Raw genomic sequence first — 25,024 nt, forward strand, 5'->3', positions numbered from 1 at the left:
TCTCCCCAGGCGCCCTTTGTTGGTGCCGACGTTCATCCCGGTGTTGGCACCGCCTCGGGGGGGACGGCGCGGCTGCTCGCCACCTGGACGAGCGCCGCGCCGCCCAGCAGCACCACCGCGCCCGCGACCTGGAGCGCGGTCAGGGCCTCGCCCAGCACCCACCACGCCAGCACGGTCGCCACCACGGGTTCGAGCAGCCCGATCACGCTGGCCGCCGACGAGGGCAGGTGGCGCAGCGAGATGATGCCCGCCAGGTAGGCGACCGCCGTGGAGGCGAACGCCATGGTCAGCATCGGCACCCACACCGGGCCCAGGTCGGTGCCGGCGCCCAGCGGGAGCCGCCACGGCGGCGCGAGGACCGCGAGCAGCACCGCGCCCAGCAGCATCCCGACCGCGAGCACGCCGAACGCGTCGTGCTTGCCCGCCGCCCGTTCGCCGAGCAGGTAGTACCCGGCCGTGCAGAACGCCGAGCCGAGGCCCGCGAGCACGCCCACGGTGTCCAGGCTCAGGCTCTTCCACACCTCGCCGACGGTCGCGAGACCCAGCAGCGCCACCGCGATGCCGCACCAGACGGCGGTCGGCAGCCGGGTGCCGCGCACGAACCGCACCCACAGGGCGACCAGGATCGGCGCGGTGAACTCCAGCAGCATCGCGATGCCGACCGGGATCCGTTGCGCGGACACGAAGAACAGCAGCGGCGCGCCGATCACCCCGAGCAGCCCGTAGCCGATCAGCAGGGGCCACTCGGCGGGGCGGAACCGCAGCGCGCCCGGCCGCACCACGGCGACCACGGCCAGCAGCATCACCGCGGCGAACCCGATGCGGGCGCTGGTCACCTGCACGGGCGTGACCCCGATGGCCATCACCGGTTTCGCCAGCACGCCGGACAGGCCGAACGTGACCGAGGACAGCAGCGCCAGGCCGAGACCCCGTGCGCTCACGGACGCCACGGGCTGTTCCCGGTGGTGGGTCTGGTGGGGTCGTGGAACGCCGGCACGTCGGGTTCGTGCACCCGCAACGGCGCGAGGCCCTCGGTGATGGCGCGCATGATCCGCTCGTGGGCGCGCCGCGCGTCGCCGGGACGGCCGTCGGCCAGGTCGGCCAGGTCGACGGGCTTGCCGAAGTGGACCTTGAACGTCGGCCGCCGCCGGATCCCGCTCAGGTAGGAGGTGACGTAGGGCTTGGCGTCCGCCCAGCCGGCCACGTTCGTGTTGCCCCAGTGCACCGCCTCGTGCGCGCCCCACTGGCTCACCGGCACCACGGGCACCCCGCCGCTGAGCGCCAACCGCGCCGCGCCGGTTTTGCCGCGCTCGGGCCACAACCCGGGGTCCAGGCTGATCCGGCCCTCCGGGTACAGCGCGATCGGGTCGCCGCCGCGCTTGAGCACGTCGACCGTGCGGTGGTAGGCCGCGCCGACGTCCGCCGCGCCCCGGTCCACCCGCAGGTGACCCGACGCCTTCAGCAGCGGCCCGAGGACCGGGGCCTCGAGGAGCCCGGCGGTGAGCAGGAACCTGGGGTGCACGCCGATCTCACGGCACGCGGCGATGAGCACGAACGGGTCCAGGTTGCCGATGTGGTTCGACGCGAGCAGCAGGGGACGGCCCCTCAGGTCCGCCGGGATGTCCCCGGTGACGTCGAGTCGTCCGCTGAGACCGACGAAACCTCGGTCCACCGTGGTCAGCACGCGCCACAGCAGTGGTGTGGGCACGGTCGGGAAGGCTACGGCGTGCCTACGTGTAGACGCACCCGGTTCCGGCAACCATGGGGTGTGACGACCTCCACCGGGGCGCCCGGTGCTGATGGGGCTCAAGTGACGTAAAGGACTACCGTAGGCGTATGGCCGGCCGGACTGGAACCTCGCGCAGCAAGGGCACGACCCGCGGCACGACGGGCTCGAAGCCCCGGTCCGGCGCGGCCAGGGCCAAGGCCGCCCCGAAGGCGCCGGCACGCACCAAGGCGGCACCGCGCGGCAAGGCGGCTCCCCGGTCACGCGCGGCGGCGGCCCGGAGATCCGGCGGCGGTGTGCGCCGGGCGTGGGGTTTCGTCGGCCGCGGCGTCGGCCGGGTGGTGCGCACCGTCGGCCGGGGCAAGGAGTTGGACTCGGAGCACCAGCGCGACGGGCTCGGTCTGGTCCTGATCGCCCTGGCGGTGATCACCGGCGCGGGCGTGTGGCTGCGTGCGGGCGGTCCGGTGGGGCAGTGGGTCGACGTGGCGGTGCGCAGCTCGGTCGGCGCGCCCGCGCTGATCCTGCCCGTGGTGCTGCTGGCCGTCGGCGTCACGCTGATGCGCACCGACGCCCGACCCGAGGCCCGGCCCCGGCTGGTGATCGGCGGGCTGCTGGTCGGCGTCGGCTTCCTCGGCATGTTCCACCTGATCGGCGGGCTGCCGTCGGACGCGGTGGCGCGGCGCGCGGCGGGTGGCGCGCTCGGCTACCTGTCCGGCGGGTTCCTCGCGCAGGGCCTGACGCCGTGGGTCGCCGGGCCGGTGCTGGTGCTGATCTTCGGCTACGGCCTGCTGCTGCTGGTGCACGTGCCGATCCGCGAGGTGCTGCCGAGGCTGCGGGCGCTGGTGAGCCACGAGCGGCCGGGCGACGAGTTCCCCGAGTCGCCGTTCGACGCCACCGACGAGCCCTACGAGGAACCGCCCGCCAAGCCGCGCCGCCCGTCCCGCCGCCGGCAGGCCGCCGCCGTCGAGGACGAGCAGCCCGAACTGCCGCTGGACGCCGAGGAGCCACCACCGCCACCCGCGCCGCGCCCGAAGCCGAAGGCGTCGCCGGAGCCCACGCCGGGCCAGCACGACGAGATCGCGGTCCGCGCGGTCGAGGGCGACTACAAGCTGCCGCCGCCGACCATCCTCAAGGACGGCGACGCGCCCAAGCTGCGCAGCAAGGCCAACGACCTGATGATCGAGGCGATCTCCGGCGTCCTCGACCAGTTCTCCATCGACGCCAAGGTCACCGGCTTCACCCGGGGCCCGACGGTGACCCGCTACGAGGTCGAGCTGGGTCCGGGCGTCAAGGTCGAGAAGATCACCACGCTCACCAAGAACATCGCCTACGCGGTCGCCACGGACAACGTGCGGCTGCTCGCGCCGATCCCCGGCAAGTCCGCGGTGGGCATCGAGGTTCCCAACAGCGACCGCGAGATGGTCCGGCTGGGCGACGTGCTGCGCTCGCCGTCGACGGTCCGGGACAGCCACCCGATGGTGATCGGCCTCGGCAAGGACATCGAGGGCCACTTCGTGACGGCGAACCTGACCAAGATGCCGCACCTGCTGGTCGCGGGCTCCACGGGTTCGGGCAAGTCGTCGTTCGTGAACTCGATGCTGGTGTCGCTGCTCGCGCGGGCCACCCCGGACGAGGTCCGGATGATCCTGATCGACCCGAAGATGGTCGAGCTGACGCCCTACGAGGGCATCCCGCACCTGATCACGCCGATCATCACGCAGCCGAAGAAGGCGGCGGCGGCGCTGGCGTGGCTCGTGGAGGAGATGGAGCAGCGCTACCAGGACATGCAGGTCAACCGGGTGCGGCACATCGACGACTTCAACCGCAAGGTGCGCTCCGGCGAGATCGCCGCGCCGCCCGGCAGCGAGCGCGAGTACAAGCCGTACCCCTACATCATGGCGATCGTCGACGAGCTGGCCGACCTGATGATGACCGCGCCGCGCGACGTCGAGGACGCGATCGTCCGGATCACCCAGAAGGCGCGCGCGGCGGGCATCCACCTGGTGCTGGCGACGCAGCGGCCGTCGGTGGACGTGGTGACGGGTCTGATCAAGACGAACGTGCCGTCCCGGCTGGCGTTCGCCACGTCCTCGCTCACCGACTCGCGGGTCATCCTCGACCAGCCCGGCGCCGAGAAGCTGATCGGGATGGGCGACGCGCTGTACCTGCCGATGGGCGCGGGCCGGCCGGTGCGCATCCAGGGCGCGTTCGTCGGCGACGAGGAGATCGCCGAGATCGTCAACTTCGCCAAGGACCAGGCGCAGCCGGACTACACCGACGGCGTCACGGCGGCGAAGGCGGCGGAGAAGAAGGAGATCGACGCCGACATCGGCGACGACCTCGAGTTGCTGCTGCAAGCGGCCGAGCTGATCGTGACCTCGCAGTTCGGCTCGACGTCGATGCTCCAGCGCAAGCTGCGCGTCGGGTTCGCCAAGGCGGGCCGGCTGATGGACCTGCTGGAGACGCGCGGCGTGGTCGGGCCGTCGGAGGGCTCGAAGGCCCGCGACGTGCTGATCAAGCCGGACGAGCTGGACTCGGTCGTGTACCTGATCCGCGGCGGGTCAGGCCCCGACCCCGAAGACGACGTCTGACCCCTCGAGGCGCAACCCGCCGAACTGGCGCACGGCCCGGTAGTAGACGTCGGCCACCCGCCGGCACGCCCAGCTCCCGCCGCACTGGCCGTACATGTCGGCCTTGAACAGGTCGTCGATGGCCAGCCGCGCGGACTCGGTGAACCGGTCCTGGTGCTTGTAGTTGCGGTAGCCGAAGTCGTGCCGCCGGCACGCGGGCAGGAACCGGTAGCCGAACGGGTTGTCCGGCGACCACGAGCAGCCGTCCGAGGACCAGTCGAGCGCGTCCGCGTCCGGTTTCTCCGCCCACAGGGCCTCGAACTCGGGCAGCGTGCGGGCGAACAGGAACTCGTCGGTTTCCGCCACCGGGTCGCCCGAGGCGTGCGCGGCGGTGGCGCCGAGCAGCAGGGACGTGGTCGCCAGCACCGCCGCGACCGCGGTGCGCAGGGTCGTCGTGGACACGGTTACCCCCTCGCCGAGGTGCTTCCAAGGAGGTTCCTACCGGTCCGGGCGGGTCGCGGGACAGCGCCGAAAGACTCACACCGCGTCGACATCGGGTGAACCGCCGGTGACGGTGCACCCGGTGGGCGGACGCGCGAGCCGTACCCCTCCGCACCGGCTCGCCCACGTCCGCCCGACCGGGTGGCCTCAGCGGAGTTCGTCGTGGTCGTCGCGGTCGAGGAAGCGGCGGATCTCCGGTTCGCCCGGCGTCTCCTCCTCGGTGTCGGTGAGACGTTCGGCGATGGGCACGGGTTCCTCGGCCCAGGCGGGCCGGAACTCGCCGCCGGGCAGCAGGCCGTGCCGGCGGGCGAACTCCTCGGCCGCGTCGCGCACCGACTCGCGCAGCGTGCCGACGACGACCGTCTCGGCCGTGTAGGTGAGTTCGACCAGCAGCGCGCGGACCCGGTCCAGCTGGTCCTCCTGCTCGGCGCCCTCGGCCAGGTGCGGCCACACCCGCCGTTCGAACACCTCCACGAAGTCGGCGGCGATCGCGTCGGTGGCGCGGCGCAGGTGGGCGAAGCTGTCGAGCACGTCGTCGCTCGGCACGTCCATCGCGGAGAGCCGGCCGCCCGCCTCGAGCGCCCAGCGGCGGACGTGCGGCCACCCGCGCCGCCAGCGGATGAGGCCGAGGTCCACGGCGCGCTTGACGATCCGCGGGTGCACGTCGCCCGCGCCGACGAGCCGGCGGATGTCGCGGACCCGGATGCGGACCCAGTCGTCGGGACCCTCGGCGTCGCCCACGCCCAGGACGGCGGCCACGCTGGCGCCCTTCTCCCGGGCCGCGACCAGCTCGGCGATCGCGGGCAGCGAGAAGCCGCGCGCCTGGAGCCGCTGCACGAGCGTGAGGCGTTCCAGGTGCGAGTCGTCGTAGTAGGCGATCCGGCCCTGCCGGCGCGGCGGGTGCAGCACGCCCTTGGTCTGGTACATCCGGATGGTGCTGCCGGGCAGCCCGACCCGGACGGCCAACTCGTCCACCGTCAGCTGCGTCACGCGGCCCAGTGTGGGCGCGCCGGACTCGGCGAGTCAAGACTGTTCGAGTTGTGACTCGAACAGTCAGAGGTGCAGCAGCATGCGGGTGTTGCCCAGGGTGTTCGGCTTCACGTAGGACAGGTCGAGGAACTCCGCGACGCCCTCGTCGGCCGACCGCATGATCTCCTCGTAGACCTCGGGAGACACCGGGGTGCCGTCGATCTCCACGAACCCGTGCCGGCCGAAGAACGACGTCTCGAAGGTGAGCACGAAGATCCGCTTCAGCTGGAGCTCGCGCGCCGTCTCCACCAGCCGGCCCACGATGCGGTGCCCGATGCCGCGGCCGAGCGCGGAGGTCGACACGGCGACCGTGCGGATCTCCGCCAGGTCCTCCCACAGCACGTGCAGGGCGCCGCAGCCGAGCAGCACGCCGTCCTCCTCGGCCACCCAGAACTCCTGGATGTCCTCGAACAGCGTCACGAGGGCCTTCGACAGCAGCACCTTGCCGGCGTACTCGTCGATGAGCGCCTTCATGGCCCGGACGTCACCGGTCCGCGCCCGCCGAACCTTGATCGGGTCTTCCACGACCGAAACGGTAGACCTCCGCCCGGCGGCAACCCAGGCCGCGGTCGCGGTGCGGACCGGGCCCGATCCCGGTCCACGTCGGGCGGAATCGAACCGAACCGCGCCGGGCCCGCGGCACCCCGTCCGACCTCGGGTGCGAGCGGAGGACGAGGTGCGGCCGGCCGCTCGCACACCTGTGCCGGCGGCGTCCACCCGACGGGTGGCGGGCCCGGTCCGGCGGGTGTGCGGCGACCCTCGCGCGGGTACCCGGTGCGGCACGGGCCGGGGTGGGCGCCCGCCGGCCCGTGGTGGCCGGCGGGCGGTGTCGGGGTGGGCGGTTACGCTGACGTCCGTGTCTTCCCCCACCACGTCCAAGCGCGTCGCCATGCTGACCCTCGGGTGCGCCCGCAACGAGGTCGACTCCGAGGAGCTGGCCGGCCGGCTGACCGCCGGCGGGTGGGAGCTGGTCGACGACGGCGCCGACGTGATCGTGGTCAACACCTGCGGTTTCGTGGAGTCCGCCAAGAAGGACTCCGTCGACACGCTCCTGGCCGCCGCGGACAGCGGCGCCAAGGTCGTCGCCGTCGGGTGCATGGCCGAGCGGTACGGCGCCGAACTCGCCGACAGCCTGCCCGAGGCGGACGCCGTGCTCGGGTTCGACCACTACTCGACCCTCGCCGACCGGCTGGACGACGTCGTGGGCGGCAAGGTCGTGGAGTCGCACAAGCCCGTCGACCGGCGCACGCTGCTGCCGCTCACGCCCGTGCAGCGGCCCGCGAAGGCGCAGGAGGTCGAGGTGCCCGGCCACGGCTGGGGCCCGCGCGTGCTGCGCACCCGGCTGGACGACGCGCCCGTGGCGCCGCTGAAGATCGCGTCCGGCTGCGACCGGCGGTGCTCGTTCTGCGCGATCCCGTCGTTCCGCGGCGCGTTCGTGTCCCGGCACCCCGACGAGATCGTGGCCGAGGCGCACTGGCTGGCCGAGCAGGGCGTCCGCGAGGTGTTCCTGGTCAGCGAGAACTCGACCTCCTACGCCAAGGACCTGCCGCGCGAGCTCGGCGGCCTGGAGAACCTGCTCGAGCGGCTCTCCGCGGTGGTCGACCGGGTCCGGGTGTCCTACCTCCAGCCGGCCGAGACGAAGCCGACCCTGGTCAGGGCGATCGCGACCACGCCGAACGTGGCGCAGTACTTCGACATGTCCTTCCAGCACTCCAGCGAGCGCGTGCTGCGCCGGATGCGCCGGTTCGGCTCCACCGAGTCGTTCCTGGCGCTGGTGGCGCAGATCCGCGCCCTGGCGCCGGAGGCGGGCATCCGCAGCAACGTGATCGTCGGCTTCCCCGGCGAGACCGAGGAGGACGTGGCCGAGCTGGAGCGGTTCCTCACCGAGGCGCGGCTGGACGCGGTCGGCGTGTTCGGCTACTCCGACGAGGACGGCACCGAGGCCGAGGGCCTGGACGGCAAGCTCGACGCGGACGTGGTCGCCGAGCGCGTGACGCGGTTGTCCAACCTGGTCGAGGAGCTGACCGCGCAGCGCGCGGAGGACCGGGTCGGCACCGAGGTCGTCGTGCTGGTGGAGACCGAGGAGAGCGACGAGGAGGACTGCGTCGGCCGGGCCGGTCACCAGGCGCCCGAGGTCGACGGCGAGTGCGTGATCACCAACCCCGACGGCCTGGTCCGCGGCGACCTGGTGCGCTGCCGCGTCGACGCCGCCGAGGGCGTCGACCTGGTGGTCACCGCGATCGAGGTGCTCCCGAGGTGACCGAGCCCGCGCGCGTGCCGGTGCTGAACATCGCCAACGTGCTGACGATGTCCCGGCTGGTGCTCGTGCCGGTGTTCCTCTACCTGCTCTTCGCGCGCGAGGGGCACGACGAGTGGTGGCGGCTGGCGGCGTTCGGCGTGTTCGCGATCGCCTCGGTCACCGACCACATCGACGGCAACCTGGCGCGCAAGCACGGCCTGATCACCGACTTCGGCAAGATCGCGGACCCGATCGCGGACAAGGCCCTGACCGGCGCGGCGCTGGTGGGTCTGAGCATGCTGGGCGAGCTGGCGTGGTGGGTGACGGTGGTCATCGCGGTGCGCGAGCTGGGCGTGACGGCGCTGCGCTTCTGGGTGATCCGCCACGGCGTGATCCCGGCCAGTCGCGGCGGCAAGGCCAAGACCCTGGTCCAGATCGTGGCCATCGGCCTCTACCTGCTGCCGCTGCCGTCGTACCTGGAGCCGATCGCGACCGGCACGATGGGGCTGGCCGTGGTGCTGACGGTGGTGACGGGCGTCGACTACGTGGTCCGCGCGGTCCGGCTGCGGGCGCGCGGCAAGCGGGCGGTGGCCGGCACGTGACGTCGCCCGACCCGCGGGCGGTCGCGTGGCGGTACGGGCCGGGCCGGTGGGCGTCGTGGTGCCGGGTGCGGACGTGAGGGCGGTGGGCGGGTCGTGAGCGTGGCGCGGTGGTCGGTCGGGTCGGCGGTGGGCGCGCGGTGACGGCGGTCGAGGTGGTGGCGGCCCTGCGGGCGCGTGGCGAGACGGTGGCCACGGCCGAGTCGTTGACCGCGGGACTGGTCGCGGCCGAGCTGACCGAAGTGCCCGGTGCCAGTGCCGCAGTGCGCGGCGGACTCGTGGTTTACGCGACGGAGCTGAAGCACACCCTCGCGGGCGTGGACGCGGAGCTGTTGGCCGAGCACGGCGCGGTGCACCCCGAGGTGGCCCGCCAACTCGCCGACCGCGCGCGCGTGCGCTGCGGGGCGACCTGGGGCCTGGGGTTGACCGGGGTCGCGGGACCCGATCCGCAGGACGGCGTCGAGCCCGGCACCGTCCACCTCGCCCTGTCCGGTCCCTCCGGGTCCGCGGTGCGCACGATCACCGTCGCGGGTGGTCGTCGTGACGTCCGCAGGGCCTCGGTGGACGCCGCCCTCGACCTGCTGCTCACCCACCTGAAGATCCCAGACGAGTGACCTGAGCTGCGTGTTCGCGAGCTGTTCGGCTCGCGGACGCGGGAACTCGGCGACGGGTTCACTCGTTCGCTCTTGGAGGACGTGCCCGCAAGTCACTGCCCGTCGACCCGACGGGTCGGTAACGTGGTGGCACGGCCGGCCGGAAGGAGGCGCGCGATGACCGTGCTGCTACGCGAGGCGATCGGTGATCGGCTCCGCCATGCCCGCACCACCCAACGCCGCACGCTGCGCGAGGTCTCCAGGACCGCCCGCGTCAGCCTGGGGTACCTCTCCGAAGTGGAGCGTGGCCGCAAGGAGGCGTCCAGCGAGCTGCTGGCCGCCATCTGCGAGGCGTTGGACCTGCCCCTGTACCAACTGCTGCACCTGGTCGCGTCCGACATCGGCGCCGTCCAGCAACCCGTGCCCACGCCGGCGGAGCTCGCCGAGCGGGTCGAACCCGCCGCGCCGAGCCTGGAGGGCGGCACCCTGGTGCCCGCCGTCATCGGCAACGACCTGTCCGACCTGCGGCTCCAGCCCGTGCTCACGCACCGGCTGTCCACGTCGATCAGCAAGCCGCGCGGCGCCGTGGTGGCGGCGTAGCCAGGCCCGAAGCCCTCGAAAGCCGAGCCGATCACCGGCTCGGCTTTCGGCGTTGCAACGACTTGGCAACCGCGGGCGGGGTCGCCGCGTCCCACCGTGGGTGATCGGGGGAGGATGACCTCGCCGGCGGGGGTGAAGATCCGGGGTGGCTCAGGGTGAACCCGGATATCTCCCCAGGTCGGTGGAAGCAGCACGGGACAACTGACACGATGGAACCAACACCGGCACCGGGTCGTTGCCAATCACGAGCGCGAGCCAGGAAAGTGCGGAGAAGGCAGGCGTAGGAGATGGCCAACCCTTTCGTGAAGGCATGGAAGTACTTCATGGCGGCTTTTTCGTCCAAGATCGACGAGCATGCCGACCCGAAGGTGCAGATCCAGCAGGCCATCGAGGAGGCCCAGCGGCAGCACCAGGGGCTGTCGCAGCAGGCCGCCGCGGTGATCGGCAACCAACGGCAGCTGGAGATGAAGCTCAACCGCCAGCTCGGTGAGGTCGAGAAGCTCCAGGCGTCCGCACGCCAGGCGCTGGTTCTCGCCGACGAGGCGCGGGCCAAGGGCGACGACCAGCGCGCGACCGAGTTCGAGAACGCGGCCACGTCGTTCGCCACCCAGCTGGTGACCGCCGAGCAGAGCATCGAGGACCTCAAGACGCTCCACGACCAGTCGCTCCAGGCCGCTGCGCAGGCCAAGCAGGCGGTCGAGAACAACGCGATGGTGCTCCAGCAGAAGCTCGCGGAGCGCACCAAGCTCCTGAGCCAGCTGGAGCAGGCGAAGATGCAGGAGCAGGTGTCCAACTCGCTGCGCCAGATGAGCGAGCTGGCCGCGCCGGGCAACACGCCGTCGCTGGACGAGGTCCGGGACAAGATCGAGAAGCGGTACACGACCGCCCTCGGTTCCGCGGAACTGGCGCAGAACTCGGTCCAGGGCCGCATGCTCGAGGTCCAGCGCTCCACGACGCAGATGGCCGGTTCCTCCCGGCTGGAGCAGATCCGCGCGTCGATGCAGGGCGGCAAGGTCGCCGGCGAGGTGACCGCGGGTCGTCCGACGTCGGCGAGCGCGAGCATCCAGCAGGAGATCCAGCAGCGCGTGCAGCAGACGCAGGCAGCACCGCAGGCCGCTCCCCAGCAGGCCACCCAGCAGATCCACCCGCCGCAGCAACAGGGATGAGATAGGTGGTGTCCGCGATGGATCCGCGGCAGCGCGTGGCCGGCGAGATCAGCCGACTCGTCGGCGGCCAACTCCAGGATCAGCTCGCGGACCAGGTGAAACGGCGGTTCGCCGCCTGGAACGACCCGCGCGCGAAGCTCGACCGGCGGTACCGCCGGTCGAGCCGCGTGCTCACCTTCTGGCTGATCGTGCTGGCACTGCTCGCGGTCGTCGGCACGCTGACGCTGCTCGGCGTGCTGCCGACGGCGGCCGGTGTCGTCGCCGCGCTCGGCTTCGCCGGCACCGGCGTCCTCGCGGTCCGCACCGGTGCCCGGATGCGTGCCCTCGGCGCGCAGCGGGAGCGGCTGGCCGTGACGGCGCCACCGGTGCGCGCGCCGCTGCCCGCCCGGTCGTCGGCCGCCCGGCTGCCGATGGAGCGGCTGGACGAGGCCGAGGACACGTTGCGCGAACTGCTCCGCCAGCTCGACTCGGCCCACCTCACGTCGGTGCCGGGCGAGTCCGTCGCCCAGGCCCGTGCCACCGGCGACGAGGCGTCGCTGGCCTTGCGCGCGGTGTCCCACCAGCTCCAGGCCGTCGAACGGGCCCGCGACACCGCGCCGCCGCTGGACCGCGGCCCGCTGGTCGAGGGTGTCCGCCGGTTGCGCGCCCAGCTGGACGAGGGCGTGAACGGCTACTGCGCCCTGGTCGCCGCGGCCGGCCGGGTGCTGGCCGAGAGCACCGCCGCGCACCCGCGTCAGGTGCTGGTCGACGCGACCGACCACCTCGCCGGGCTCGCGTCCGGGCTGCGGGAGATCTCGCACTGGGCGTGACACCACCGCGTCGGACCTGCTGAGACATCTGCACGTACCCGACTGCCTCACGGCGCGTAGCCGCCGTGCCCGCGTCCGGCGGCCCTGGCTGGTATTCACTGCGGCAATCGTGTGATTATCAGACCGTTATATAGCCGCGACCACTACCCGGCGTGGCAGGATCCCTCCAGTCGAAGCGGGGGCTCGGTCGGGAGGACTTTGCGTGGCGTTGTGGACCGTGCACGGGGACGGGCGCATCACCGACGGTGACGCCATCGCGCCGGAGGAGCGGGTGAGCTGGCCGCTCACCATCGGCTTCGGCGCGCAACACCTCGTCGCGATGATCGGCGCCACGGTGCTCGTGCCGGCCGCCACCGGCCTGCCGGTCAGCACCACGCTGCTGTTCTCCGGCGTCGGCACGATCCTGTTCCTGATCATCACCCGCAACCGGGTGCCCGGCTACCTCGGCGCGTCGTTCGCGTTCATGGCGCCGTTGGCCGCCGCGCGCGGCGAGGGTGTCGCCGCCCAGCTCGGCGGCGTGGTCGCGGCCGGCCTGCTGGTGATCATCATCGGGGTCGCGGTCAAGGCGCTGGGCGTGCGACTGCTGGAGTCGGTGATGCCGCCCGTGGTCACCGGCGCGGTGGTGATCCTCATCGGGCTCAACCTCTCGCACACCGCGACCACGTCGTTCTCCAAGCAGCCGCTGCTGGCCGTGGTGACGATGTCGATCATCCTGCTGTGCGGCGTGCTCGGCCGCGGGCTGCTGTTCCGGTTCTCGGTGCTGCTCGGCGTGCTGGTCGGGTGGCTGCTGGGGCTCGTGACCGACGTGCTGGACACCACCGCGCTCGCGTCCGCGCCCTGGTTCGGCCTGCCCGAGCTGCACTCGCCCGAGCTGCGGCCGTCGGTGACGCTGCTCGTGCTGCCGGTGGTGATCGTGCTGGTCGCGGAAAACGTCGGCCACGTGAAGGCCGTCGCCACCCTCACCGGCCGCAACCTCGACGGCAGCGTGGGCGACTCGATCATCGCCAACGGGCTGTCCACCGCGCTCGCCGGGTTCGGCGGCGGCGCGGGCACCGCCACGTACTCCGAGAACATCGGCGTGATGGGCGTGACGAAGGTGTACTCGACCGCCGCCTACGCGGTGACCGGGGTGACCGCGCTGCTGCTGTCGTTCTCGCCGAAGTTCACCGCGCTGCTGTCCACCATCCCGCCCGGCGTGCTCGGCGGCGCGACACTGGTGCTGTTCGGCCTGATCAGCCTCGTCGGCGTGCGGGTGTGGCTGGAGAACCGGGTCGACCTCGCGAACCCGGGCAACGCGCTGGTCGGCGGCGCGGCGCTGGTGGCGGGTGTCGGCGACCTGCGGCTCACCCTCGGCGACATGGAGCTGGGCGGCCTGGTGTGGGGTTCGCTGCTCGTGGTGATCCTGCACCCCGTGCTGCGGTGGCTGCGCTCGGTGCGCGAGTCCTAGCCCGCCCGGCGAGCCCTGGTGCGTCCGACTGATCCCGGGACGCGGCGGCGTTCTCGGGGAAGCTGGGAGCATGTCGACCACGGACGAGGCCGTGCGCGCGCTCCTGCTGCTGATGCCCCGGTTGGTGGGTCGCGCCAAGCGCGTCCCGGTGCCCGAGCAGCTGCGGTCCTTCGCGCCCAGGCACCTGTCGCTGCTGTCCTACCTGCTGTTCGACGGCCCGATGACGGTCAACGAACTCGCCGACCGGCTGGAGGTCGCGCCGACCACGGTCAGCCTGATGGTGGGCGAACTCGGCCGGGCGGGGGTGCTGGAGCGCGCCGAGGACGAGCAGGACCGCAGACGTCGGATCGTCAGCGTCACCGAGGCGCGCAGACCGGCGATCGAGGACTGGCTGGCGCGCGGCGCGCGGGCGTGGCGGGTCGCGCTGGACCCGTTGACGCCCGCCGAGCGCGCGCTGTTCGTGGCGACCCTGAGGACCTACGAGTCAGCGCTGGAGTGACCGGTTGATCCGGCCCACCAGACCGGGACCCTCGTAGATGAACCCGGTGTAGAGCTGGAGCAGGCTCGCGCCGGCGTCGAGCATGGCCTTGGCGTCGTCGGCGGACGCGATGCCGCCGACACCGACGATCGGCAGCTTCCCGTCGGTCTCCCGGCTGACGAAGCGCACCACCTCGCGGGCGCGCACGGCCAGCGGACGTCCGCTCAGCCCGCCCGCCTCGGCGGCCAACGCCTGGTCCGCGGGCGCCAACCCGTCCCGGGACAGCGTGGTGTTGGTCGCGATCAGCCCGCTGACCTCGTGCGCCGCGCACACCTCGAGCACCTCGGCGATCGCCTCGTCGGTCAGGTCCGGTGCGATCTTGACCAGGATCGGCTTGCGCGGCCGCGACCCCGCGAGGTCGCGCGCGGTCCCGTTCAGCCCGGCCAGCAGCTCGGTGAGCGCGCCGCGGTCCTGGAGGCTGCGCAGGCCGGGGGTGTTGGGCGAGCTGATGTTCACCGCGAAGTAGTCGCCGTGCCGGTAGAGCGCGCGCAGCGAGGCCTGGTAGTCCTCGACGGCCTCCTCGACCGGCGTCACCTTGGACTTGCCGATGCTGATGCCCAGCGGCACGCCCAGCGGACCCAGCCGGTCCAGCCGGTTGGCCAGCTCCAGCGCGCCGTCGTTGTTGAAGCCCATCCGGTTGACGATCGCCTCGCTGTCGCGCAGCCGGAACAGCCGCGGCCGCGGGTTGCCCGGCTGGGCGTGCCGGGTGACCGTGCCGACCTCCACGAAGCCGAACCCGAGCGCGCCCCACGCGGGCAGCGCCCGGCCGTTCTTGTCCAGGCCCGCGGCCAACCCGACCGGGTTGGGGAACCGGACGCCGAACACGGTGCGCTCCAGCCGCGGCCGGCGCTTCACCACACCGGCGAGCGGCGCGACCTTCGACAGGATCCCGAGGGTGGTCTCGTGCACGCGTTCGGCGTCACCGCCGTGCATCCGGAACAACGTCGGGCGCACCAGGCTCTTGTAGACCACGGATGCCACCCTAAGCGATCGGGCCGGGCTGGCAGCGCGGGCACCAGTACGCGGGCCGCTCCCGGACGCCCGTGCCCTGACCTGCGGTGCGGACCTTCGTGCCGCAGCGCAGGCACGGTCGTCCGCCGCGCTCGAACACCCAGTGCTGCCGGCCGCGCGCGAGCGAACCGGTGGTCGACTGCTCGGGTCGCCACGCGTTGGCCAGCAACAGCTTCCGGGCCAGCCGGACCGCTTCGCGCGCGTCCACCGCGGCCACCGGGCTCCACGGCGAGACCTTCAGCAGGAAGCACACCTCGGCCTTGTAGAGGTTCCCCACGCCCGCGAGCACCCGCTGGTCGAGCAGCGCCAGGCCGAGTTCCCGCTCGGGGTCGGCGACCAGCCTGCGGACCGCCTCGTCCTCCCGGTCGTCGGTCCACTCGCCGAGCAGGTCCGGGCCGAGGTGGCCGACCAGCCGCGACTCCTCCGCGGTGGGCAGCAGTTCCAGGTCGTGCAGGGCGAACCCGACCGCGAGCCGGTCCGGCACCTCCAGCACCGCGCGCACCTGGTGCGCCGGCCGCTGCCAGCGTTCACCCGGCCGGTACAGGTGCCACGAGCCGTCCATCCGGAAGTGGCTGTGCAGGCTCAGGTCGCCGGAGAACCGGGTGAACAGGTGCTTGCCCACCGACACCACGGCCAGCACGTCCCGACCGGACAGGTCGGCGGTGGCCCAGGTGGGGTGCCTCAGCTCGCCGCGCCGCAGCGTGCGACCCGCCAACGCCTCGTCCAGCCGACGGCCGGCGAGGAAGACCGTGTCACCCTCGGGCACCGCTGTCCAACGCCACCTTGAGCCCGAACCCGATCAGCACCGACGCGGTCGCCCGCTCGGTCCACCGGCGCACCGCGGGCCTGGTCAGCGCCACGGCCGCCCACCCGGCCAGGTACACCACGACGAGCTGCCACAGCTGGCCGAGCACGATGTGCACGCCGACCAGCAGCACGGCCCACCCGGTGTGCCCGTCGGAGGTCGGCAGGAACTGGGGGAGCAGGCTCAGGTAGAACACGCCGATCTTGGGGTTGAGCAGGTTCGTGGTGAACCCCACCCGCAGCGCCTGCGCCGGGGTGATCACCTCGGCGGGCGGCGCGTCGGGACCCCGTCGGCCGCGCCACGACCGGTACAGCGACGACGCGCCCAGCCACAGCAGGTACACCGCGCCCGCGTACCGGACCACGTCGTAGGCGAGCCGGGAGGCGACCAGCAGCGCGGTCAACCCGGCGATGCTCGCCGCGCCCCACACCACGCAGCCGAGGGTGGTGCCGAAACCGCCGACGATGCCCGCCGTGCGGCCGCCGCCGACCACCATGCGCAGCAGCATCATTGTGTCCAGGCCGGGTGTGACCACCAGCAGCACCGTGGTCAGGACGAACGCCAGCAGCGCCGTGGTGCTCACGCGTCCACCGCCTCCTCGATCTCCTCGTCGTCGAAGTCGCGGTGCACCGCGCGCCGCCTGCTCCGACTGATGCGCAGTATGCGGGCGAGCACCAGGTTGAACGCCAGCGCCACCTCGCGCGCACCCGGCGTGCCCCACTCGTGGATCGGCATGCACGCGCCCTGGGCCTGCTGCACGGCCAACCGGTCGGGCAGCGCCACCGGCATCACCAGCGGGCCGAAGATGTCGCGCAGCTCCTCGATGCGGAACTGGTGCTCGTGCGAGCGCGGGCGAACCCGGTTGACCACCACGCCCAGCGGTTGCAGGTGCTCGTTGTGCTCGCGTTCGGCCTGCACCGCCTCGAACGCCCGTTGCACGCCCGCCACCGCGAACATGGTCGGCTCGGTGACCAGCAGCGCGCGGTCCGCCGCGACCAGCGCCGACCGGGTCAGCTGACCCAGCGACGGCGGGCAGTCCAGCAGCACCAGCTGGTAGGGCTCCTCGTCCTCCGCGAGCACGCGCAACGCCTCACGCAGCCGACCCAGCCGGGTTTCGCCCGGATCGGGGTGGTTCAGCGACTCGGCGTCCTCGGAGCCGGTCAGCACGTCGACGCCCTCGCCCCACCCGCTGGGCGCGATGGCCTCGCGCAGGTTCTCCGGCGACGGGTCCTGGAGCACGTCGAAGATGCTGGCCCCGGTGTCCTCGGGTTCGAGCGTCGAGGTGGCGTTGCACTGCGGATCGAGGTCGACGACCAGCGTGCGGACCCCGCGCCGGAGGGCCGCTGAAGCGAGTCCGAGCGCGACCGTCGTCTTCCCCACGCCACCCTTGAGGCTGAGCACCGCCACCGTATGCACGAGGTGCAGCCTACGGCCCCTAGGCTCTGGTGCCATGCGACCGGACGCCGTACAACGGGTGCTCGACGCCGAGCTGGCCACCGCGCGGGACCGCAGGGGCGGAGAACCGCCCCGGGTGCTCGACGTGGGCGGCGGCAGCGGCGTGTGGGCCGTGCCGCTGGCCGTGGCCGGGTGCCGCGTGACGGTGGTCGAGCCGAGTCCCGACGCCCTCGCCACGCTGCGCCGCCGTGCCACCGAGGCCGGGGTGTGGGACCGGATCACCGCCGTGCAGGGCGACACCGACCTGCTCGACGCGGACGGCTCGGCCGACCTCGTCCTCGGGCACGGGCTGCTGGAGGTCGTGGACGACGCGGCCGCCGCCCTGGGCGCGCTGGCCGCCGCCGCCGCGCCCGGAGCCGCCGTGTCGGTGCTCGCCGCCAACCGCTTCGCGGCCGTGCTGCACCGGGCCGTCGCGGGTCGGCTGGTCGACGCGCGCCGGCTGCTCGACGACGAGTCGGGTCAGCTCGCCGGCACCCGCGACCCGCTGCGCCGGCGGTTCGACGTGGCGGGGCTCGAGGCGTTGGTGTTGGCTTCCGGGTTGAAGCTGGAGGTCCTCCAGGGACACGGCGTGGTGTCCGACCTGGTGCCCGGCTCCGTGCTGGAGGCGACCCCGGGCGCGGCGGAGGCACTCGCGGAATTGGAAGTGGCCGCAGCATTGCGGCCACCGTTGCGCGACGTGGCAGCACGCTTGCACGTGCTCGCCCGTCGTCCGGCCTGACCCGGACCCCGTCGGCCCCTGGAAGGAGGCTGGTGACGCACTCGACCGACCTCCGACCCGCCCGGGCCGACGCGCCCGCCGTGTCGGACGAGGACGTCCGCGCCGCGCTCGGCGGCGACCGCCGTGCCGTGGAACGGCTGTTGTCCGCCGTGCGACCGCTGGTGGTCCGCTACTGCCGCGCCCGCGTGGGCGGTCAGGAGCGCTCCTCCGCGTCCGCGGACGACGTGGCGCAGGAGGTGTGCCTGGCGGTGCTCACCGCGCTGCCGTCCTACCAGGACCTCGGCAAGCCGTTCCTGGCGTTCGTGTACGGCATCGCGGCCCACAAGGTCGCCGACGCCCACCGGTCCGCCGCGCGCAACCGCTCCGAGCCCGTCGCCGACACGCCCGACGCGCCGGAGACCTCCGCCGGACCCGAGCAGCGCGCGCTCGCCACCGAGCTGTCCGGCGAGCTGGCCGAGTTGCTCAAGGTGTTGCCCGACAAGCAGCGGGAGATCCTCGTGCTCCGAGTCGTCGTCGGGCTCTCCGCCGAGGAGACCGCGGACGCGGTGGGCTCCACGGCGGGCGCGGTCCGCGTCGCGCAGCACCGGGCGTTGATCCGCCTGCGCCGCGCACTGCCCTCCGAGGAGCGGAAAACAGGGCGGTAACCGCCCCTGTGCGGCGCGGGACCGCGGATGTGGTCCCAGGATTGGCACCACCGCCGCCGTACGTGAGGACACCGCATGACCGTCGCCGACCCGATCGACAGGCGCGTGGTCGAACGGCTGTTGACGAGGATCCGACCCTTCGTGGTGCGCTACTGCCGGGCCAAGCTGTCCACCTCGCCCGACGACGTGGCGAGGGAGGTGTGCCTCGCGGTCTTGACAGCGCTTCCCGGCATCCGGGAGAAGCGCACGCCGCTGTTGGCGTTCGTCTACGGCATCGCCGCGGCCACCGTGGCGAGCGCGCGCGGCAAGCCCGCGGAACCCGCGTTCCTGCGCGGGCTTCCGGTGGGGCAGCGGGAGATCCTGCTGCTCAGGGTGGCCGTCGGACTGTCGACGGAGGAGACCGCGCACGCCGTGGGCTCCACGCCGAACGCCGTCCGGGTCGCCCAGCACCGGGCCCTGGCCGCGTTGCGCGCGCACCCCTGAGAAGTCCCGACCGCGGTCACCGGACCGCCGGATCGGTGTAGAACGTTCCCGAGACGATCCGCCCCGTCTACCAGAGGACTGCTCATGGAGGAGCCCGCCGAACCACCGTTAAAGCACGGTCTGGACACCCGGGTCCGCGACGCGGTCGGTGGCGACCGCCGGGCGGTCGAGCGGCTGATCGGGTCGATCCGGCCGCTGGTGGTCCGCTACTGCCGGGCACGCGTCGGCCGGCAGGAGAGGTCGTTCGCGTCGGCCGACGACGTGGCGCAGGAGGTGTGCCTCGCGGTGCTCACCGCGCTGCCGTCCTACCGGGACCACGGCCGGCCGTTCCTGGCGTTCGTGTACGGCATCGCGGCGCACAAGGTCGCCGACGCCCACCGCGCCGCGCTGCGCAACCGGTCCGAGCCGGTGGCCGAGGTGCCGGACTCGCCGAGCGAGGAGGCGGGGCCCGAGCAGTGGGCGCTGCGCGCCGAATTGACCGGGGAGATGCGGCGCGTGCTGGGCGTGCTGCCGGACAAGCAGCAGGAGATCCTCTTGCTGCGCGTGGTGGTCGGGTTGTCGGCCGACGAGACGGCGGCGGTCGTCGGCACGTCGCCCGGCGCCGTCCGGGTGGCCCAGCACCGCGCGCTCGCCCGGCTCCGCCGGACCATGGAGGCCCGCCGCGCCACCGTTCCCTAGTGCCGCCAACGGGTTACCGCGGTCACCTCCTCGGGTGAGGAGTCGGCGAACCGGGCGATCTCACCGCGCCGGACGTCCGCGATGGTCTCGGCGAACGCCGCGCCGAACGCCTCGCGCAGCGCGTCGTCCGCCTCGAACGCGCGCACGGCCTCCTCCAACGACGTGGGCAGCCGCGGCGCGTCACCGGGGTTGTCGACGCGCGGCGCCGGCAGTCGCGCGCCCTCGGCGATGCCGGCCAGTCCGGCGACCAGCGTGGCCGCCACCGCCAGGTACGGGTTCGCCGACAGGTCGTAGGACTTGACCTCCAGCGAGCGGCCGGCCACCAGGCGCAGCGCGGCCTCCCGGTTCTCCGGGCCCCACGCGGCGAACGCGCCCGCCCAGTGCGACGGGACCAGCCGCAGGTAGCTCGCGACCGACGGCGAGCCGATCGCGGACAGCGCGTGGATCCGGTCCAGCACGCCCGCGGCGAACGCCTCGGCCTCGTCGGTCAGGCCGCACGGACCGGCGCCGCCCGCCATCAGGGTGCGGCCGTCGCGCCACAGGCTCAGGTGCAGGTGGCCGCCGTTGCCCACGCCGTCCGGCACCACCTTGGGCGAGAACGACGCGCGCAGGCCGTGCCGCAGGGTGATCGCCCGGACCGTGGCGCGCACCAGCACGGAGGTGTCGGCGGCGTGCACCGGGTCCTCGGGCGCGGTCGACAGCTCGAACTGGCCGGGCGCGTACTCGGGGTGGAACTGGAGCACCTCCACGTCCTGTCGGGCCAGTGCGGCGAGCAGGTCGGCGCCGTAGTCGGACAGGTCGGCGAGCCGGGCGTGGCCGTAGGCGGGCGCGGTGGTGGCCGGGCGGAAGTCGTCGGTGCCGGCGAGTCCCACCACCCACTCGACCTCGAAGCCCGCCCTGGCCCGGTAGCCGTGCTCGGCGAGCCTCGCGACGACCGCGCGGGCGAAACCCCGTTCGTCCTGGGGGTGCGGGGTGCCGTCCTGCGCGTGCCGGTCACCCGGCGCCCAGGCCCAGCCCGGTTGGCCCGCGAGCACGGTGAGCCGGTCCAGGTCGGGGTGCAGGCGCAGGTCGCCGCTCGGGCCGCCCGCGTGCCGGCCCCGCACGATGGTGTCGTCCAGCAGGAACGCGTCGAACACCGGCGACGTGCCGACACCCTCCGCGGCGGCTCTCGGCAGGCCCGCCGTCGGCACGGTCTTGACCCGGGTGACGCCGCTGTGGTCGACCCACGTGATCGCGACGCCGACGACGTCCTGCTCGGCGAGCCGGTCGGTCGGGCCGGTGGCCTCGGCGTGCCGGCGGGACCGTTCCGCGGTGTCCATGGGTGTGCTGGGTACACCAGGAGGGCGGGTCGCGCCGCGAATGGCCGATTCGGACTGTCCACTTTCGCCGGATCGCGTGAACATTCGTCTGTGCCGTGTTCGCAGTGCGAATTGCCCCACTGATCGGGGGAGAGACCGCGCGGTCGGCGGGCCGGCCGGCGTAAAGTCTCGAACAGCAGTTCGACGGACTTCCGGGGGTGGGCGTGGGGCGCAGCGGTGACCTGCCGCGCGGTCTCGTCGACCGCTTCAAGGCCGTGGGCGACTCGTGGCCGGACGACACGGGCTGCCCGATGCTGCACGTCGACATGGACGCGTTCTACGCGTCGGTGGAGATCCGGGACGATCCGTCGCTCGCGGGCAAGCCGGTCGTGGTGGGCGGCACGGCGAACCGGGGCGTGGTGTCGGCGGCGAACTACCTGGCCCGGGAGTTCGGCGTGCGCTCGGCCATGCCGACCGCGCACGCCCGCCGGCTGGCGCCGCACGCGGTGTTCGTGCCGCCGAACTTCGCGCGCTACCAGGAGGTTTCGCGCGGGGTGATGGCGATCTTCCGCGAGGTGACGCCGTTGGTCGAGCCGCTGAGCCTGGACGAGGCGTTCCTCGACGTGGGCGGCGCGCTGCGCCGGCTGCGGTCGACGCCGGGTCAGGTGGCCGCGCGGATCAGGGCGCGGGTCGAGGAGGGGTTCGGCATCACCTGCTCGGTGGGCGTGGCGTCGACCAAGTTCGTCGCCAAGCTGGCCTCGGGGATGTGCAAACCGGACGGGATGATGGTCGTGCCGCGGGCGGAGGTGCTGGCGTTCCTGCACCCGCTGCCGGTGTCCGCGCTGTGGGGCGTGGGCAAGCGGACCGCCGAGCACCTCGACCGAGTCGGGCTCGACACGGTGGCGGACGTGGCGGCGACACCGCTGCCCCGGTTGCGCAAGGTGCTGGGCGTGGCGCTGGCCGAGCACCTGCACGCGTTGGCCCGCGGGCACGACGACCGGCCCGTGGTGCCGTCGGTGCGGGAGAAGTCGATCGGCGCGGAGGAGACCTTCGAGGTCGACCACTTCGACCGCGCCCTGCTCAAGCGCGAACTGCTGCGGCTCGCCGAGCGGTCGACGGCGTCGCTGCGCGGCCGGGGCCTGCGCGGCCGGACGGTGTCGATCAAGGTGCGGTTCGCGGACTTCACCACGATCACCCGCTCGAAGACGCTGCGCACGCCGACCGACGTGACCCAGGAGGTCTACAAGACCGCCGCCACCCTGCTGGACGACCACGTGCCGCCGGGCGCGATCCGCCTGATCGGCGTGCGGATCGAGGGTCTGCTGGAGGGCGACGAGGGCGAACAACTCTCCCTGGACACCCCGGAACGGGGCTGGCGCGACGCCGACCAGGCCGCGGACCAGGCCCGGTCCCGCTTCGGCACCGCCGCGATCCGCCCGGCCTCGCTGCTGGGCGCACCCCTGGCGAGGTCGGCGGACCCGTCACCCAAACCCGACCCGGGCTGACCCGCCCCGGCCGCGTGCGAAGCCCGTGCACCCGACCGCGCCTCGAATCCCCACCCACCGACCCGAGCGATCGCCGGACCTGCCTGGCCGGGAAGGGCGCAGCAGGCGTCGAAAGCACCAGGGCGCCCCGAACCCGGGCACCGACCGGCCCGGTGCCCGACCGCCGCCCCCCGGTCCCACGCCGTACCTCTCGTCCCCGACCCCCACCCGTGCGGAAATCCGAGGCTTCCTGAGGGTTCGACCTGCCTGTTCCGGGCCGTTCGGGTGGTCTGCGCGACCAAATCCTCCGCCGGTGACGATCACCGGGCAGGCTGGCCGGGTGGAGCGGTTCTGGGCGCTGCTCACGCCCGCAGAGCACGCCGTCCTCGCGACGACGGGCACCGAGCGCGACTACCCGGCCGGTGCGGTGATCTGCCACGAGGGCGAGGTCACCGGACACGTGCTGGTGATCCTGCACGGCCTCTGCCGGGTGTCGGCGCACAGCTCCAACGGCCACGAGCGGCTGCTCGCGGTGCGCGGCGCGGGCGACATCGTCGGCGAGCGGTCCGCGGTGGACGGTCTGCCCCGGTCGGCGACGGTGAGCGCGCTCGTGCCGCTGCGCGCGCTGGTCGTGTCCGCGTCCGGGTTCGCGGGCCTGTGCCAGCGGCACCCCCGGATCGCGTGGGCGGTGCTGAAGGTCGTGATCACCCGTCAGCGGGACACCGACCGCCAGCGCGTCCAGTACACCGGCTCCGCGACCCAGCGCGTCGCGGCCGTGCTGATCGACGTGGCGCTGCGGCGCGGCATCGCCGACCAGGGCGAGGTGTCGCTGAGCCAGGAGGAGTTGGCGAGCACCGTGGGCACGTCCCGGGAGTCCCTCGTGCGGGTGCTGCGGACGTTGCGCGAGGAGGGGATCATCAGCACGGGTCGCCGCAAGATCGACATCCTCCGGCTGGACCGCCTGCACGAGCTCGTGCACTGAATTTCACCCCAAAAAGGGGACGTTTCCGCGCTCTGCGTCAGATGACGCAGAGCCCCTCCCTCCTCGGACATACAACTGACGTGTCCGTCGGATTCCGGAGGGGGAATCATGATCTACGACCTGGAAGTGCTGAAGGCACGTCGCAGGCTGACCGAGCGCCTCGCGTGCACGCTGCTGTTCACGGCGGTCCAGGCGTGGGCCGCGGCGGTGATCTTCACCAGTCTGGAGACGTCCGGTGTCGTCGCGCTCGCGGTGGCGTTCGTCCTCGCGGGCGGGCTCGTCGCGGTCTACGACGCGTGGCGCGACGTGCGGGTCAGCCGCCGCGCGCTGGGTGCCGGCATCGAGGAGGAACAGCAGGAGTTGGTGCGCCTCTGACCGGCCCGCGGCGGCCGACGAGGGGTGGCCGCCGCCGCCGATGAGGCCTCCCGCGGGTGGTCGGACCCGCGGGAGGCCTCTAATCCATCCACAGCCCCACCACTTGTCCACAACCTCGCAATCCCCCCTCGACACCGCCCCCACCTGCGGGGATCGTCATCCCCATGACCACCCACAAGATCCACCTCTCGGCCCTGGCCGCCCTCTTCCCGCACGCCGTCGCGAAGGCGCGCGACCTGCTGACCCTGGGCCTGTCGCCCACGGACCTGAGGTCGCGCACCGCGCCCGGCGGCCCGTGGCGCGAACACCTGCCCGGCGTGCTGGTGCTCAGCCGCCGCCCGCCGACCCGCCTGCAACGCATCGAGGCGGCCCTGCGCTACTGCGGCCCCGGCACCCTGGTCACCGGCGTCGACGCGCTCCACCTCCACGGCCTGTGCTCGGTGCCGGCCACGGGCCCCGTCCACACCCTGACCGTCCGCCGCACCCGCGCGGCCGAGGACGTGCGCCCGGTCCACACGAAGAACCTCCCCAGCCCGGTCCTGCGCCGAGGTTTCCTGACCGCCCCGCTGCCCAGGGCGGTCGCCGACACCGCGAGGTTCCTCCCCACCCACTCCGAGATCACCCGAGTCCTGACGGAGGCGTTCCGCGAGGGCGGCGTCCCCCTGGCCGACCTCGACGCCGCCCTGGCCCAAGCCCCGTCCGACACGAGGTCCCTGGTGGCCACCCTCCGCACCGTCCCCCGAGCGTGGGCACAACACGTCGTGGACACCCTCCCGCTACCCCCACCCCAGTGGAACGTTCCCCTCTACACCGAGGAGGGCCGCCCCCTGGGCGAAGCAGACGCCTGGTGGGACACCCTGGCCCTGGCCTGGCAACTGACCCCACCGAAATCCCGCTCCCACCTGATGTCGGCCGCCGGAGTGGTAGTCGTCCACACCACCCCCACCCAACTCCACCGAGACCCAGCCACCACCGCCGCCACCCTGACCCGAGCCGCCACCCAAGCCACCACCCGCCCCCGCCCCGCAATCCACACCACCCACCCCCTAAAACCCAAAGCCGCCTAACCCCCACCCCTGAACGACCTCTGCCCACGCCCACCGCCACCCACGACTTCCCGACACGCCCACCACGAAAGGAGCCTCACCACCACACCCACTCAGCACGCGGCATTCGGCAGCGGCGGACCCGGCGGCGGACCCGGCGGCGGACCCGGCGGCGGACCCGGCGGCGGACCCGGCGGCGGACCCGGCGGCGGACCCGGCGGCGGACCC

At 73.2% G+C, this 25,024-nt stretch carries 27 protein-coding genes; 17 read left to right on the plus strand and 10 right to left on the minus strand.

Going from position 1 to position 25,024, the window contains the following annotated elements; translation table 11 throughout:
- Positions 1 to 32 precede the first annotated feature (32 nt).
- Both AB0G50_RS11860 and AB0G50_RS11865 read right to left on the minus strand, forming a co-directional pair.
- A complete protein-coding gene (locus tag AB0G50_RS11860; protein WP_360105739.1) occupies positions 33 to 941 on the minus strand; it encodes an EamA family transporter in 909 nt (302 codons plus the stop codon).
- Positions 938 to 1,708 (minus strand): lysophospholipid acyltransferase family protein, encoded by a 771-nt coding sequence (locus AB0G50_RS11865; RefSeq protein WP_360105742.1) that lies wholly within the window; start codon positions 1,706 to 1,708, stop codon positions 938 to 940. Before AB0G50_RS11865 ends, AB0G50_RS11860 begins: the two co-directional genes overlap by 4 nt.
- Before the next feature lie 128 nt (positions 1,709 to 1,836).
- Here AB0G50_RS11865 and AB0G50_RS11870 point away from each other — a divergent pair, with 128 nt between their 5' ends.
- Positions 1,837 to 4,317, plus strand: coding sequence for a DNA translocase FtsK (locus AB0G50_RS11870; protein ID WP_360105745.1), 2,481 nt, complete (start codon positions 1,837 to 1,839; stop codon positions 4,315 to 4,317).
- On the opposite strand, the gene AB0G50_RS11875 is transcribed toward AB0G50_RS11870, so the two are convergent.
- The 3 genes from AB0G50_RS11875 to AB0G50_RS11885 all read right to left on the minus strand — a co-directional run bounded on the left by AB0G50_RS11875 (position 4,288) and on the right by AB0G50_RS11885 (position 6,351).
- A complete protein-coding gene (locus AB0G50_RS11875; RefSeq protein WP_360105748.1) occupies positions 4,288 to 4,758 on the minus strand; it encodes a phospholipase in 471 nt (156 codons plus the stop codon). The two genes, AB0G50_RS11870 and AB0G50_RS11875, sit on opposite strands and share 30 nt — an antisense overlap.
- A gap of 186 nt (positions 4,759 to 4,944) precedes the next feature.
- Positions 4,945 to 5,787 (minus strand): MerR family transcriptional regulator, encoded by an 843-nt coding sequence (locus AB0G50_RS11880; RefSeq protein ID WP_360105751.1) that lies wholly within the window; start codon positions 5,785 to 5,787, stop codon positions 4,945 to 4,947.
- Positions 5,788 to 5,850: 63 nt separating this feature from the next.
- On the minus strand, positions 5,851 to 6,351 hold the full coding sequence (locus AB0G50_RS11885; RefSeq protein WP_360105754.1) for an amino-acid N-acetyltransferase: 501 nt from the start codon (positions 6,349 to 6,351) through the stop codon (positions 5,851 to 5,853).
- Positions 6,352 to 6,715: 364 nt separating this feature from the next.
- Between AB0G50_RS11885 and rimO the strand changes: the two genes are divergently transcribed.
- From rimO to AB0G50_RS11925, 8 genes are all read left to right on the plus strand, one after another.
- Positions 6,716 to 8,086 carry a 30S ribosomal protein S12 methylthiotransferase RimO gene (gene rimO, locus AB0G50_RS11890; protein WP_360106144.1) on the plus strand — a complete coding sequence of 457 codons (1,371 nt, stop codon included), beginning with the start codon at positions 6,716 to 6,718 and terminating at the stop codon, positions 8,084 to 8,086.
- 47 nt (positions 8,087 to 8,133) lie between these two features.
- Positions 8,134 to 8,667, plus strand: coding sequence for a CDP-diacylglycerol--glycerol-3-phosphate 3-phosphatidyltransferase (gene pgsA, locus AB0G50_RS11895; RefSeq protein WP_360106147.1), 534 nt, complete (start codon positions 8,134 to 8,136; stop codon positions 8,665 to 8,667).
- A gap of 107 nt (positions 8,668 to 8,774) precedes the next feature.
- Entirely contained in the window at positions 8,775 to 9,278 is a 504-nt protein-coding gene (locus tag AB0G50_RS11900) for a nicotinamide-nucleotide amidohydrolase family protein (protein ID WP_360105757.1), read from the plus strand.
- A 156-nt stretch (positions 9,279 to 9,434) separates the two neighbouring features.
- Entirely contained in the window at positions 9,435 to 9,857 is a 423-nt protein-coding gene (locus AB0G50_RS11905; RefSeq protein ID WP_360105759.1) for a helix-turn-helix transcriptional regulator, read from the plus strand.
- A 287-nt stretch (positions 9,858 to 10,144) separates the two neighbouring features.
- On the plus strand, positions 10,145 to 11,023 hold the full coding sequence (locus AB0G50_RS11910) for a PspA/IM30 family protein (RefSeq protein ID WP_360105762.1): 879 nt from the start codon (positions 10,145 to 10,147) through the stop codon (positions 11,021 to 11,023).
- Positions 11,024 to 11,040: 17 nt separating this feature from the next.
- On the plus strand, positions 11,041 to 11,832 hold the full coding sequence (locus AB0G50_RS11915; RefSeq protein ID WP_360105765.1) for a hypothetical protein: 792 nt from the start codon (positions 11,041 to 11,043) through the stop codon (positions 11,830 to 11,832).
- A gap of 202 nt (positions 11,833 to 12,034) precedes the next feature.
- Complete coding sequence (locus tag AB0G50_RS11920; RefSeq protein ID WP_360105768.1) at positions 12,035 to 13,279, plus strand: solute carrier family 23 protein; 1,245 nt, start codon at positions 12,035 to 12,037, stop codon at positions 13,277 to 13,279.
- Between the two features lie 70 nt (positions 13,280 to 13,349).
- The gene (locus AB0G50_RS11925; protein WP_360105770.1) at positions 13,350 to 13,778 is read left to right on the plus strand and encodes a MarR family transcriptional regulator; all 429 of its coding nucleotides are present in this window, start codon (positions 13,350 to 13,352) and stop codon (positions 13,776 to 13,778) included.
- Here the strand turns inward: AB0G50_RS11925 and AB0G50_RS11930 are convergent.
- From AB0G50_RS11930 to AB0G50_RS11945, 4 genes are read right to left on the minus strand one after another with little or no spacing between them, the layout of a single operon-like run.
- Positions 13,764 to 14,789: a quinone-dependent dihydroorotate dehydrogenase gene (locus AB0G50_RS11930; RefSeq protein WP_360105773.1), complete on the minus strand. Its 1,026-nt coding sequence runs from the start codon at positions 14,787 to 14,789 to the stop codon at positions 13,764 to 13,766. The two genes, AB0G50_RS11925 and AB0G50_RS11930, sit on opposite strands and share 15 nt — an antisense overlap.
- A gap of 10 nt (positions 14,790 to 14,799) precedes the next feature.
- Complete coding sequence (locus AB0G50_RS11935) at positions 14,800 to 15,594, minus strand: DNA-formamidopyrimidine glycosylase family protein (protein ID WP_360105776.1); 795 nt, start codon at positions 15,592 to 15,594, stop codon at positions 14,800 to 14,802.
- Entirely contained in the window at positions 15,581 to 16,216 is a 636-nt protein-coding gene (locus AB0G50_RS11940; RefSeq protein ID WP_360105779.1) for a LysE family translocator, read from the minus strand. The genes AB0G50_RS11935 and AB0G50_RS11940 overlap by 14 nt, the downstream gene beginning before the upstream one ends.
- Positions 16,213 to 17,049, minus strand: a complete 837-nt coding sequence (locus tag AB0G50_RS11945) for a ParA family protein (RefSeq protein WP_360105782.1) — start codon at positions 17,047 to 17,049, stop codon at positions 16,213 to 16,215. Before AB0G50_RS11945 ends, AB0G50_RS11940 begins: the two co-directional genes overlap by 4 nt.
- A gap of 34 nt (positions 17,050 to 17,083) precedes the next feature.
- Between AB0G50_RS11945 and AB0G50_RS11950 the strand changes: the two genes are divergently transcribed.
- From AB0G50_RS11950 to AB0G50_RS11965, 4 genes are all read left to right on the plus strand, one after another.
- Complete coding sequence (locus tag AB0G50_RS11950) at positions 17,084 to 17,806, plus strand: class I SAM-dependent methyltransferase (protein WP_360105784.1); 723 nt, start codon at positions 17,084 to 17,086, stop codon at positions 17,804 to 17,806.
- A gap of 80 nt (positions 17,807 to 17,886) precedes the next feature.
- Entirely contained in the window at positions 17,887 to 18,450 is a 564-nt protein-coding gene (locus AB0G50_RS11955) for a sigma-70 family RNA polymerase sigma factor (protein ID WP_360106150.1), read from the plus strand.
- A 75-nt stretch (positions 18,451 to 18,525) separates the two neighbouring features.
- Positions 18,526 to 18,933 (plus strand): sigma factor-like helix-turn-helix DNA-binding protein, encoded by a 408-nt coding sequence (locus tag AB0G50_RS11960; protein WP_360105786.1) that lies wholly within the window; start codon positions 18,526 to 18,528, stop codon positions 18,931 to 18,933.
- Positions 18,934 to 19,017: 84 nt separating this feature from the next.
- Positions 19,018 to 19,611: a sigma-70 family RNA polymerase sigma factor gene (locus AB0G50_RS11965; RefSeq protein ID WP_360105788.1), complete on the plus strand. Its 594-nt coding sequence runs from the start codon at positions 19,018 to 19,020 to the stop codon at positions 19,609 to 19,611.
- Here AB0G50_RS11965 and AB0G50_RS11970 read toward each other — a convergent pair.
- Entirely contained in the window at positions 19,608 to 20,930 is a 1,323-nt protein-coding gene (locus AB0G50_RS11970) for a glutamine synthetase family protein (RefSeq protein ID WP_360105790.1), read from the minus strand. The genes AB0G50_RS11965 and AB0G50_RS11970 overlap by 4 nt on opposite strands.
- Positions 20,931 to 21,133: 203 nt before the next feature.
- On the opposite strand from AB0G50_RS11970, the gene AB0G50_RS11975 reads away from it, so the two are divergent.
- The 4 genes from AB0G50_RS11975 (at position 21,134) to AB0G50_RS11990 (ending at position 24,817) form a co-directional block, all read left to right on the plus strand.
- On the plus strand, positions 21,134 to 22,414 hold the full coding sequence (locus tag AB0G50_RS11975) for a DNA polymerase IV (RefSeq protein WP_360105793.1): 1,281 nt from the start codon (positions 21,134 to 21,136) through the stop codon (positions 22,412 to 22,414).
- Between the two features lie 292 nt (positions 22,415 to 22,706).
- Positions 22,707 to 23,375, plus strand: a complete 669-nt coding sequence (locus tag AB0G50_RS11980; protein ID WP_360105796.1) for a Crp/Fnr family transcriptional regulator — start codon at positions 22,707 to 22,709, stop codon at positions 23,373 to 23,375.
- A 108-nt stretch (positions 23,376 to 23,483) separates the two neighbouring features.
- Positions 23,484 to 23,750: a hypothetical protein gene (locus AB0G50_RS11985; protein ID WP_360105799.1), complete on the plus strand. Its 267-nt coding sequence runs from the start codon at positions 23,484 to 23,486 to the stop codon at positions 23,748 to 23,750.
- A gap of 164 nt (positions 23,751 to 23,914) precedes the next feature.
- Positions 23,915 to 24,817, plus strand: coding sequence for a hypothetical protein (locus tag AB0G50_RS11990; RefSeq protein ID WP_360105802.1), 903 nt, complete (start codon positions 23,915 to 23,917; stop codon positions 24,815 to 24,817).
- The last annotated feature ends 207 nt before the right edge of the window (positions 24,818 to 25,024 follow it).

The organism is Actinosynnema sp. NPDC020468 (assembly GCF_040642015.1).
Taxonomy (GTDB): Bacteria; Actinomycetota; Actinomycetes; order Mycobacteriales; family Pseudonocardiaceae; genus Actinosynnema.